Source organism: Nonomuraea cavernae (genome assembly GCF_040655715.1).
In the GTDB taxonomy this organism is placed as follows: domain Bacteria; phylum Actinomycetota; class Actinomycetes; order Streptosporangiales; family Streptosporangiaceae; genus Nonomuraea; species Nonomuraea cavernae_A.
This window is the reverse complement of record NZ_JBFAKL010000038.1, coordinates 14837-26563: the sequence shown is the minus strand read 5'-3', so window position 1 is coordinate 26563 and position 11727 is coordinate 14837. Positions and strand designations below refer to the sequence as shown.

Genomic DNA, 11727 nt, shown 5'->3' with positions numbered 1-11727 from the left:
TCCGCATCGGTGATGCGGTGGTTGTTCTTTTGGTAGGTGTTATTTGCACCATCGACACGGCCTTTACAATGTAGATTTCTCTGCGGTATTCCGCCATACCCGCTGACCGGCGCATCAAGTATTCGCCAATCGGTTGATGAGCGGGCGAGCGCACGGTGAAGCCTTCAAACGAGCACCTGGGACAGCAGGGGGAACGAGCACGATGGAACAGACGATCCTCACACCGCTCCAGTCCGGCGACACCAAGCTTCTGACCGTGAAACTCTTCCTCGAAGAGCTGATCGCGTGGACCGACGCCAACCTCGACACGATCACGGGATGGTGGGCCAACCCGGGAGAGGGCTGGGAGGACTCGCTGAGAACCGCCTTCACGCTGCACCTGCAGAAGAAGTACCTCTGGGCCGACCTGGGGGCTCCGCAGACGCGGAACGTCTACCCCAACGCGAAAATGGCGTGCGACTGGGTGCTCAACGGCACAGTCGCGGCCAGCGGCTCCGACAAGGTCATCATCGAGGTGAAGGTCCAGTCGATCGACGCGGCGAAGAACTTCAGAAGCAACTTCGAAAAGGACATCCAAAAACTCGACAAGGTCGACACGGACTACGCGGACTGCCTACGCCTGGTCATCGGTGTCTTCTTCACCAGGGATTACGACACGAACCAGAACAAGAGCGCGCCAAAGCCGAAAAAGGCCAACGAGCCCGTGGAGTCCGCCGGAACCTCGGAGGGCTTCACGGAATGGCTCAACAAGTTCCACCACGTCTACTTCTCCGACGCGTACGAGCCGGACATGCGAAAGCCGGGATCGGTGACCGAGACGCAGATATTCAAGGCCGGATGGATCGCCAGCAACAAGGGCGGTAAGGGCATCGTCAGAGACGACCGCAAGAAGTGGGAGGGGAGGTTGCGCGTCCCGCTGACGGACAAGGACGTCAGCGAGCTCGGCATCGTCTGGGCCCTGCTCCCCTCGAAGGAGGAGGAGGAGAAGAAGAAGGCGGCGGAGAAGAAGAACGAACTCCTGCGGCAGGAGGAGAAGAAGAAGGCGGCCCAGGAGAAGAGAGGAAAGTCGGAGAAGAGGGCGAGAGAGGAGACGGACTCGAGCCAGGAAGAGGAGTCGAGTTCGTCGGACTCGAGCCAGGAAGAGGAGTCGAGTTCGTCGGACTCGGTGTTCGAGAAGAGGCCGAACAAGCGGGCCAACACCACCGACAAATGATCGACCGGGGTCGTGGACCGGCGAACAGCCTGCCCGGGTGCGCCGGGCAGGCACCGGTGCCCCCTCCCGTGGTGAAACCTCACCCACGAACACAGCAAGCCCCGGCCAGACCGGCCGGGGCTTGCTCGCGAAGGGGTCAGGCCGGCTGGCCGGCCAGGCTCTCCTTACCCGCGCCGTCCACGTCCGGGCCGGACGGGGCACCGGCGTCGGGACGGCGCCGCAGGCGATCCTTGGCCCGCTCCACCATGACGTACAGCGTCGGCACCAGCACCAGCGTCAGCAACGTCGACGTGACCAGCCCGCCGATCACCACGATCGCCAGCGGCTGCGAGATGAACCCGCCCGACCCCGTCACGCCCAACGCCATCGGCGTCAGCGCGCAGATCGTGGCCACCGCCGTCATCAGGATCGGCCGCAACCTGCGCCGGCCGCCCTCGATCACCGCCTCCACGATCCCCATCCCCTGATCCCGGTACTGGTTGATCAGGTCGATCAGCACGATCGCGTTCGTCACCACGATCCCGATCAGCATCAACATGCCGATCAACGCCGGCACGCCCATCGCCGTGTCCGTCACGACCAGCAGCCCGACCGCGCCCGTCGCCGCGAACGGGATCGACACCAGCAGGATCAACGGCTGCACGAAACTCCGGAACGTCGCCACCATGATCATGAACACGATCGCGATCGCCGCCAGCATCGCCAGCCCCAGATCCTTGAACGCCTCCTCCTGGTCCGCCGACGCCCCGCCGATCTCGTACGACGCGCCGCCGCCCAGCGACAGCCCCTTCAGCCGCTCGTTCAGCGCCTGCGTCACACTGCCCAGGTCACTGCTCGTCGTCTTGGCCGACACCGTCGCCGAACGGGCGCCGTCGATCCGCGTCACCTGCGTCGGCCCGCCGACCTGCTTCACCTCGGCCACCGACGACAGCTTCACCAGCCCCGAAGCCGTCGGCAACTGCAGCGCCCCGACCTCCTTGACGTTGGCCGGCGCCTCGCCAACGCGCAGCACCAGATCACTCGCCCGGCCGTCCAGCGTCACCTGGCCCAGCGGCGCCCCGCGGAACGCCTGCGCCACCGACTGACCGACCTGCGCCTCCGACAACCCCTTCGCGGCCGCCTTCGCCCGATCGACCCGCACCTCCACACGCGGCGCGCTCGTCTCCAGGTTGGACGACACGTCACGCAGGCCGGACACCTCGCCCATCTCCGACGCGACCGTCTCCGCCGCCGTCCGCAGCGCCGCGAGGTCCGGCGCCTTCACGATCACCTGAACGGTGTCCGTGGCGAACCCGCCGCCCTGCATGCCGCCGACCTGCACCTCGCCGACGTCCGGCAACGTGGCCAGCCGGTCGCGCAACGCCTGCTCCACCGCCGGCGTGTCGGCGTCCTCGCCGACCGTCACCGAGTACGACGCCCGATCCGCGCCGCCACCGGTGCCGCCCATCATCGCGTTGCCGCCGCCCACGGTCACCTGGTAGGACTCCACCCCGTCCAGGTCCGCGAGCACGTTCTCCACCTGCTGGGCCGCCTTGTCGGTGGTCGCCAGATCGGTGCCGGCCGGCATCCGCTGGCTCACCGAGATCGTGTCCTGCCCCGAGGCGTCCAGGAAGTTCGTCTGCAGTTGCCCGGCCATGCCCATCGTGCCGACGAACACCGCCAACCCGATCAGCACCGTCACCAGCTTGAACCGCGTCGCGAACCGCAACACCGGCAGGTACGCCCGCTGCAACGGACTGCGTAGTTCCTTCGCCTCCGCCTTGGCGCGCTGCGCCCGCGCCTCCTCCGGCGTCAGGTCCGGCGCCTTCAGGAACCAGTACGCCAGCACCGGCACGACCGTCAGCGACACCAGCAGCGACGCCAGCAGCGCCACCGCCACCGTGATCGCGAACGGCGAGAACAGCTCGCCCACCATCCCGCCGACCACCGCGATCGGCGCGAACACCGCCACCGTCGTCAGCGTCGACGCCGTCACCGCGCCCGCCACCTCGCGCACCCCGGTCAGGATGGCCGCGCGCTTCTCCTCGCCGTAACCGAGATGCCGCTTGATGTTCTCCAGCACCACGATCGAGTCGTCCACCACCCGGCCGATCGCGATCGTCATCGCACCCAGCGTCAGCATGTTCAGCGAGTGGTCGCCCACCCACAACGCGATCAACGCGATCACCACCGACAGCGGGATCGACACCGCCGTCACCACCGTCGAACGCACCGACAGCAGGAACACCAGGATGACGAGCACCGCGAACGCGAGCCCCAGCAGGCCCTCGGTGGTCAGGTCCTCGATCGACTTCTCCACGTACGGGGCCTGGTCGAACACCACCTGCACCGCGGTGTCCGACGAGTCGCCCAGCTCCTTGGTCAGCTCCGGCAGCTGCTCGCGCACCTCGTGCGAGATGGCCACCGCGTTGCCGTCCGGCGACATCGTCACCGACACACCGAGGCTCGTCTTACCGCCGGTCCGCGTGATCGTCGTCGGCGCGGCCAGGGCCTGCTCCACCTTGGCGACATCACCGAGCTTGACCGGCTTCAACACCCGCTGCACGGTCTGCGGCTGCCCCGCCTGGGGCTGACCCGACTGCGGCTGGGGCCGGCCGGCCTGCGGTTGCGCCGACTGTGCCGTCTGCGGCTGGCCGGACTGAGGCTGGCCCGACTGGGGCTGTGCCGGCTGCGGCTGCGGCTGCGCGGGCGTCAGGTACAGCGCCTTCAGCTTGGCGATCGAGTCGACCCGCGCGCCCACCTGCACGGTCAGCGACTTGCCGTCGGCGGTCAGCGTGCCCGCCGGGATCGGCGTGCCGTTCGCCTTCAGCACCTCGGGAATCTGCGCCGGTGACACCCCCGCCAGCGCCATCTTCCCCAGGTCGGGCGTGATCGTCACGACCTCCTCACGGGTGCCCGTGACCGCCGCCTCCCGCACACCCTCGATCGCCTGCAACTTCGGCACCATGCTCTGGCTCAGCTTGTCCGCCATCGCGCGCGGATCCCCACCGTCGCCCACCGCCAGCACCATCACCGGGATGTCGTCGGTGCTGCCCGCCACGACCTGCGGCTCCACACCTGCCGGCAACCGCCCCTGGAGCCGGCTCACGGCCTGCTGCATCTTGCTGATCGACGACTCGATGTCCGTGCCGTACTCGAAGGCCACCTGGATCTGCGCCAGGCCCTCCTGGGACGTCGAGGTGATCTGCTCCATGCCTGCGACCCCCTGGAAGGACTCCTCCAGCGGCGCCGTGACCTGCTCCTCCACGATCTCCGGCGACGCGCCGGGATAGGGTGCCACCACGAACGCCCCGGGAAACTCCAACGACGGCAGCAACTGCTGTTTCAACTGCGGGATCGTGAACGCGCCGAACGCGGTGATCACAAGCGCGATCAGGATCACGAGGCTGCGGTTGGCGAGGCTCAACCGGGCGAATGCGGTCATCAGGGTCCTTCCGAGAGTTCGGCCCAGACTAACACTTCGCCTCATACGAATATTTAGCCTCACACGATCTTCCTGATAACCTTCTCAGGAACGAGAGGTGAGCGTGAAGAACGAACGCGATGACCTGATCCGCCGGATCTCAGCAGCCCAGCGTGGCCTCGGCCGGGCCTTCGCCCAGCACGACTCTCCTTTGTTCGCGTCCAACCTCACGATGCGCCAGCTGAAGGTCGTCATGATCCTTTCGATCCACGGCTCGGCCTCCGGCCAGGAGCTCGCCACCGGCCTCGGCGTCGGACTCGGCACGGTCACCGGCATCGTCGACCGCCTCGTCGCCCAGGACCTGGTGAGCAGGCACGAAGACCCCCACGACCGGCGCGTGCGCCGCGTCGAACTGACCGAAGCCGGCGCCAGGCTCATGGAAGAGATCAACAACGCCGGCCTGGAACAGTACAACCTCATCATGCAGCACCTCGACCTCGACACCCTGCGCGCCCTCGACATGGTGCTCGGCCGCATCCGTGCCGTGGCCGACGAGCTGTTCGGCCCGCTGAGGGCTTCTGATGGTGAGGATTGAGGGTGTGAACTCGCCCGCCGCCTTTACTTTGTAGATTTCTGCGTCAGGCGGGACAGAACGCCGGGCAGGTCGCCGTCGTGGACGACCGTCAGGCGCCTGGTCGCCCTGGTCACCGCCACGTACAGGTCCTGGCCACCCATCGGCGACTGGCCGAGGATGCCCGCCGGGTCGACCACCAGCACCGCGTCGAACTCCAGGCCCTTGGCCTGCGTCACCGTCAGCGCCACCACGGCCGCGTCGAGGTCGTGCCCGGGAAACAGCGCCGCCACCTGCGCGTGCCGCGCGTCCGAGGTGATCACGCCGACCGTACCCTCCCCGATGGCCGCGAGCTCCTCCCGCACCAGCGCCGGCAGCTCGGCCACCCCGCCCCGTACGGCACGCGGCTGCGACTCCCCCTCCCGGACCGACTCCGGAGGCACCTGAGCGGGATCCACCGCCCGCAGCACGTCGGCCGCCACCCGCATGATCTCCACCGGCGTGCGGTAGTTGACCAGCAGCCGCTCCTCCCGCCACCGGCCCGCCAGGTGCGGATCCAGCACCTCACCCCACGACCGGGCGCCCGCCGCCGACCCCGTCTGCGCCAGGTCGCCCACCACCGTCAGCGAACGCGCGGGCACCCGGCGCATGACCATCCGCCAGGCCATCGGCGACAGCTCCTGCGCCTCGTCCACGATCACGTGCCCGTACGCCCACGTGCGGTCGGCCGCCGCCCGGTCCGCGGTGGTCAGGTCGTCGTCGGCGCCGGTGTGACGGGCCGCCAGCCGGTCGGCCTCGCCGAAGATGCCCTCCTCCAGCAGCCCGGTCGTCTCCAGCACCTCCCGCGCGAAGAGCTCCTGCTCCTGCCACCCGGCCCGCGCCTCCCTGGCCGCCGCGCGGCGGGCCGAGTCGTCCTCGCCCAGCAGCTCGGCCGCCTCGTCCAGCAGCGGCACGTCGCCCACCGTCCAGCCGGCGTCCGCCGGCCGCACCAGGGCCCGCCAGTCCAGCCCCGCGGGCGAGACCTCCCGCAGCGTCGCAGGCGTGGCCAGCAGCTCGCCGAGCAGCCGCTGCGGCGTCAGCTCCGGCCACAGCCCGTCGACCGCCCGCCGCACCTCCGGCAGCTCCCACAGGCGGCGGCTCGCCAGCTCGATGTCCATCTCGTCCAGGTCGCCCTCGAGGTCGAGCGGCTCGGCCAGCTCCGGGTCCTCCAGCTCCATCTCGTCCAGCCGCAACGCCCCCTCCAGGGCGCGCGCCTCGGCCAGGGCCAGCTCCTTCAGCAACTCGGTGACGTACAGCTTGCGCGCCATGTTGTGCCGCAGCCGCACCGCCCGGGCCCGCTCGCGCAGCCGTGCGCACCTCTCGTGCGGCACCCGCAGGACCAGGCCGTCGAGCTCCACCTCCAGATCGCCGGCCGGCACCCGCTGGCGCTCCCGCACCGCCCCCGCCACCACCTCGGCCATCCGCGGATCCCCCTTGACCACCGCGGCCCGCGGCTCGTCGACGGCCGTCGCCCGCACTCCCGGGAACAGCTCGCCCACCGTCGACATCACCACCTGCGTCTCCCCCAGCGCCGGCAGCACCTGGCCGATGTACCGCAGGAACATCGCGTTCGGCCCCACCACCAGCACCCCGCGCCGCTCCAGCGTGTCTCGATGGGTGTAGAGCAGGTAGGCGGCGCGGTGCAGCGCCGCCACCGTCTTGCCGGTGCCGGGGCCGCCCTGCACCACCAGCGCCCCCTGCCACGAGGCCCGGATCACCCGGTCCTGCTCGGTCTGGATGGTGGCCACCACGTCGCCCATCCGTCCCGTACGGCCACGCCGCAGCGCCGCCAGCAGCGCCGCCTCCCCCACCAGCGTGCGCCGGTCGCCGTCGCTCATCCGCTCCAGGTCGAACACCTCGTCGTCCAGCCCCACCACCGCGCGGTCGCGCAGATGCAGGTGGCGGCGGCGCACCAGCCCGCCCGGATCGCCCGCCGTGGCGACGTAGAACGGGCGGGCGGCCGGCGCCCGCCAGTCGATCAGCACCGACTCGTACTCCTCGTCACGCAGCCCGATCCGCCCGATGTAGACCGTCTGGCCTGCCGCGTCGTCGACGCGGCCGAAGCACAGGCCGCGCTCGACGGCGTTGAGCCGCGCCAGCCGGCGCGCCTGCTCGCCGGCCGCCACGTCGCGCTCCAGTCTGGCCTGGCGGGTGCCGCCCGCTCCGCCGCCGCCGTGCACGCGCGCCAGCGCCGCCTCGGCCCGCGATCGCGCCAGATCGAGCCGGCCGTAGAGCATCGACACGGTCTCCTGCTCGACGTCAAGGGCCTCGGCCAGAACTTCTTGACGATTAGTCATTAGCTGATATACTCCTAACAGGCGGTCTGTTGAATCTCTGCGATTTGCGTCCAAGCGTGTGAGCTTACTCCTCCCGCGCGGCGCCGGGCAAGCCTCTTCCCGTGTGCCCGCCCGGACATGAAGAGGTGCTCATGCCGGGAGCGCCGTCCGGCATTGGCGCCCGGGTGCCCCCTCCCCGATAGTCGGCTTCATGCGCTCCCGCCTGACCGTCGCCATCGTCGGCGACCACGACCCCACGTTCACTCCGCACACCGCCACGGACGACGCCCTGCGTCACACCGCCGAACACCTCGGCGTCCATGTGGACACCCGCTGGGTGCCGACCGCTCCCCTGGAGACCGACCTGTCATCCGTACGGTCCGCCGACGCCCTCTGGTGCGCCCCCGGCAGCCCGTACCAGAGCCTCGACGGGGCGGTGCGCGCGCTGCGGCACGCCCGCGAGCACGGCGTGCCCACGCTGGGCACGTGCGGCGGCTGCCAGCACATGGTGATCGAGTACGCGCGCACCGTGCTGGGCTTCGCCGACGCGCAGCACGCCGAGTACGACCCCTACGCCTCGCGCCTGTTCGTCTCCGAGCTCGCCTGCTCGCTCAAGGGCGCGACCATGCCGGTCGCGCTCGTGCCCGGCTCCACCGCCGCTACCCTGTACGGCGAGGACACGACCGAGGAGCGGTACTACTGCGACTTCGGCCTCAACCCCGAACACCAGCAGGCCCTGCACGACGGCGGCCTGCGAGTGAGCGGCACCGACACCGGCGGCGAGGCCCGCGTCCTCGAACTGCCCGGCCACCCCTTCTACCTGGCCACGCTGTTCGTCCCCCAAGCCCGCTCGCTACCCGGCCGGCCGCACCCGCTGATCACCGGATTCCTGCGGGCGGCGCTCGCCCGATGACGTTCACCCAGCTCCGCATCCTGGTGACGGTCGCCCGCACCGGCAACATGACCCGCGCCGCCGACGAGCTCGCCACCACCCAGTCCGCGGTGAGCCACGCCCTGCGCCTGCTGGAGAGCGAGCTCGGCCTGACCCTGTTCACCAGGAACAACCACGGGGTGACGCCGACCGGCGCCGGCCGCGCCGCGATCCGGCGGGCCGTGCTCATCCTGGCCCAGCTCGACGCCCTCGAACAGGAGGCGGCGGCCGCCCGCGGCGAGTCCCGGGGTCGGCTGCGCGTCGGCGTCATCCCCAGCGCGAACGCCTCACTGCTGCCACGCGTGCTGCGCGCCTTCACCACCGCCCACCCCGGCGTGACCCTGACCGTCCTGGAGGGCTCGGACGAGGAGGTGCTGGACTGGCTGGTGACCGGCGCGGTCGACGTGGCCACTCTCACCACCGTCGCGCCGGGGCCGGCCACCACGCCGTTCGCCCGCGACCGGATGCTCGCCGTCCTGCCCGCCGCCCACCGGCTGAGTTCCCGGCCCACCGTCGCGGTGACCGACCTGGCGCGCCACCCGTTCATCATGTCCACGGGCGGGTGCGAGCCGCTGATCACCGACCTCGTACGGCGGGCCGGCGCGTCCCTGCGCTGCCACTACCGGGTCCGCGACACCGGCAGCATCCTCGCCCTGGTCGCCGAGGACCTCGGTGTGTCGATCATCCCCGAGCTGGCTCTGCCCGCACGCACCACGGGCGTCTGCGCGATCCCGCTCGAACCGGAGGAGACCCGGACCATCCTGCTCGGCCTGCCCGAGGCCGGCGCGGCCTCGCCCATGGCCACCGCCTTGACCGCGCTCGCCCTGGACGAGGTGCCTCCCGCCCACCGCTGCCACTGAGATCGGCCGTAGCGGATGGCGAACCGTGGCTTGACGAACCACCCTTCCCTGATACACGCTATTCCCACTCGACATAGTAGGAAAAGAAGGAAAGGTGGACCCGTGCGCGCGCTCGTCCTGCTCGGTCTGGTCGGCTTCGCCGCCCAGCTCGTCGACGGCAGCCTAGGCATGGCCTACGGCGTGACGTCCACGACCCTCCTGCTGGCCATCGGCACCAACCCGGCCGCCGCGTCGGCCACCGTCCACCTCGCCGAGATCGGCACCACCCTCGCCTCCGGCGTCTCCCACTGGCGCTTCGACAACATCGACTGGAAAGTCGTCGCCAAGATCGGCATCCCCGGCGCCGTCGGCGCCTTCGCCGGAGCCACCTTCCTGTCCAGCCTCTCGACCGACGTGGCCGCCCCGATCATGTCGCTCATCCTGCTGACGCTCGGGATCTACATCCTCATCCGCTTCACCGCCTTCGGCCTGCCCAAGGACAACCTGGGCAAGCCGCTGCGCAAGCGCTTCCTCGGCCCGCTGGGCCTGGTCGCCGGCTTCGTCGACGCAACCGGAGGCGGCGGCTGGGGCCCCGTCGGCACGCCCGCCATCCTGGCCAGCGGCCGCCTGGCGCCCCGCAAGGTCATCGGCTCGATCGACGCCAGCGAGTTCCTCGTCGCCATCGCCGCCAGCATCGGCTTCTTCGTCGGCATCGGCTCGGAGAACATCGACTTCTCCTGGGTCGCCGTCCTGCTCATCGGCGGCGTCATCGCCGCGCCCATCGCCGCCTGGCTCGTGCGCCACATCCCGCCGCGCATCCTCGGCTCCGCCGTGGGCGGTGTCATCATCCTGACCAACGTACGGACCCTGCTGCGCTCCGACTGGATCGACGCCCCCGGCAACGTGCAGACCATCGCCTACATCACCATCGCCGTCATCTGGGCCGGAGCGATCGCCATCTCGGTCCGCGCCTACCGTCGCGCCAAGGCCGAGGAGTCCGTCGAGGCGATCGAGGCCGAGCTGCGAGCCCGACGCGACGAGGAAGAGACGACGTCCGCATCCTGAAGCCGCCCGTGAACGCACGTCACCCGGTCCCGGCTGCCCCGAGCAGCCGGGACCGGCTTCGTCGCAACACCCGGCCGGGACGCCACCCCATCCGTCCCGCGGCGACCGGCCCCGCCGCCCTGCCTTCCCACCGCCCCGCCGCATGATGCGCATGTCCGCCCGCACGCACTACGCCCTGCGTGCCATGGTGGTGCTCGCCGCCGCCGACGGCCCCGTACGCGCCGAACTCATCTCGGCCGGCCAGGACATCCCCCGCCGCTTCTGCGACAACATCCTGCTCCAGCTCCGCCGCTCCGGACTGATCAACAGCCAGCGCGGCCCCGACGGCGGCTACTGGCTGGCCCGCCCCGCGGAGACGATCTCCCTGGCCGACGTGATCCGCGTGACCGAAGGCGTGGAGAGCGGCGTGGGCCACTTCCCCGGCGTCGCCCGCCCGCTGGCCGACGTGTGGGAAGAGATCCGCCGGCACGAGGACGCCCTGCTCAGCGAGATCACCCTGGCCCACATCGTCGCCACCGCCACCGACCCTCCACCGGCCTCCCCCACACCCGGCTGACCCCAGGGTCCGCGTCCGCCCTCTGGTGGAGCACTGCTAGCTTGACGATCCGTGTCTGCCTACCTTCGCGAACTCTTCTCCCTCGACGGCCGCCGCGCCCTGGTGACGGGCGGCAGCTCGGGCATCGGCTACGCCATCGCCGAGGCGCTCGGCCGCGCGGGCGCCGACGTAGTGATCGTCGCCCGCCGGCCGGGCGAGCTCGACAAGGCCACCGAACGGCTGCGCCGCCACGGTGTGACCGCCTCCAGCATCAGCGCCGACCTGGGCCACCGCGATGCCGTCACACACGTCTGCGCCGCCGCCGGCGAGATCGACATCCTGGTCAACGACGCCGCCAACAACATCCGCAAACCCATGGCCGAGCTCACCGAGGACGACTACGAGCAGACCGTCGCCGTCAACCTGACCGCGCCCTACCTGCTCGGCCAGCACTTCGGGCCGCGGATGGCCGAACGCGGCTGGGGCCGCATCATCAACATCGGCTCGCAGCAGAGCGTCAGCGCCTTCGGCGACAGCGGCGTCTACGGCGTGTCCAAGGCCGCCCTCGCCGGGCTGACCCGCTCGCAGGCCGAAGCCTGGTCGGCGCGCGGCGTCTGCGTCAACACGATCATCCCCGGGTTTGTCCTGACCCCGCTCACCGAAGCGGCCCAGGCCGTCCCGGGACGCGTCGAGCACCTCGCCGCCCGCCACATGAGCGGCCGCAACGGCGTGCCCGCCGACTTCGCCGGTGCCGCGGTGTTCCTGGCCGGCGACGCCTCAGCGTTCGTCACCGGCCAGCTGCTGTTCGTCGACGGGGGCTTTTTCGTGCACTAGGGCGCGCCCGAACGGCCCGCC

Annotated in this window: 9 protein-coding genes; 7 read left to right on the top strand and 2 right to left on the bottom strand. The window is 70.5% G+C overall.

Translation table 11 applies throughout. The annotated features are described in order from the left end of the window. Positions 1-202: 202 nt before the first annotated feature. Positions 203-1213: a hypothetical protein gene (locus AB0I38_RS36725; protein WP_358492797.1), complete on the top strand. Its 1011-nt coding sequence runs from the start codon at positions 203-205 to the stop codon at positions 1211-1213. 136 nt (positions 1214-1349) lie between these two features. On the opposite strand, the gene AB0I38_RS36720 is transcribed toward AB0I38_RS36725, so the two are convergent. Further along, positions 1350-4637, bottom strand: a complete 3288-nt coding sequence (locus AB0I38_RS36720) for an efflux RND transporter permease subunit (protein WP_358492793.1) — start codon at positions 4635-4637, stop codon at positions 1350-1352. A 97-nt stretch (positions 4638-4734) separates the two neighbouring features. Here AB0I38_RS36720 and AB0I38_RS36715 point away from each other — a divergent pair, with 97 nt between their 5' ends. Further along, positions 4735-5211: a MarR family winged helix-turn-helix transcriptional regulator gene (locus tag AB0I38_RS36715; protein ID WP_358492790.1), complete on the top strand. Its 477-nt coding sequence runs from the start codon at positions 4735-4737 to the stop codon at positions 5209-5211. Between the two features lie 23 nt (positions 5212-5234). Here AB0I38_RS36715 and AB0I38_RS36710 read toward each other — a convergent pair whose 3' ends face one another. Further along, positions 5235-7523: a HelD family protein gene (locus AB0I38_RS36710; RefSeq protein ID WP_358492785.1), complete on the bottom strand. Its 2289-nt coding sequence runs from the start codon at positions 7521-7523 to the stop codon at positions 5235-5237. A gap of 190 nt (positions 7524-7713) precedes the next feature. On the opposite strand from AB0I38_RS36710, the gene AB0I38_RS36705 reads away from it, so the two are divergent. From AB0I38_RS36705 to AB0I38_RS36685, 5 genes are all read left to right on the top strand, one after another. Continuing rightward, positions 7714-8415: a CTP synthase C-terminal region-related (seleno)protein gene (locus tag AB0I38_RS36705; protein WP_358492781.1), complete on the top strand. Its 702-nt coding sequence runs from the start codon at positions 7714-7716 to the stop codon at positions 8413-8415. After that, positions 8412-9293 (top strand): LysR family transcriptional regulator, encoded by an 882-nt coding sequence (locus AB0I38_RS36700; protein WP_358492777.1) that lies wholly within the window; start codon positions 8412-8414, stop codon positions 9291-9293. Before AB0I38_RS36705 ends, AB0I38_RS36700 begins: the two co-directional genes overlap by 4 nt. Positions 9294-9395: 102 nt before the next feature. After that, positions 9396-10337: a sulfite exporter TauE/SafE family protein gene (locus AB0I38_RS36695; RefSeq protein WP_358492772.1), complete on the top strand. Its 942-nt coding sequence runs from the start codon at positions 9396-9398 to the stop codon at positions 10335-10337. A gap of 151 nt (positions 10338-10488) precedes the next feature. Continuing rightward, positions 10489-10893: an RrF2 family transcriptional regulator gene (locus AB0I38_RS36690; RefSeq protein ID WP_358492769.1), complete on the top strand. Its 405-nt coding sequence runs from the start codon at positions 10489-10491 to the stop codon at positions 10891-10893. A 51-nt stretch (positions 10894-10944) separates the two neighbouring features. After that, positions 10945-11706: an SDR family NAD(P)-dependent oxidoreductase gene (locus AB0I38_RS36685; RefSeq protein ID WP_358492767.1), complete on the top strand. Its 762-nt coding sequence runs from the start codon at positions 10945-10947 to the stop codon at positions 11704-11706. The last annotated feature ends 21 nt before the right edge of the window (positions 11707-11727 follow it).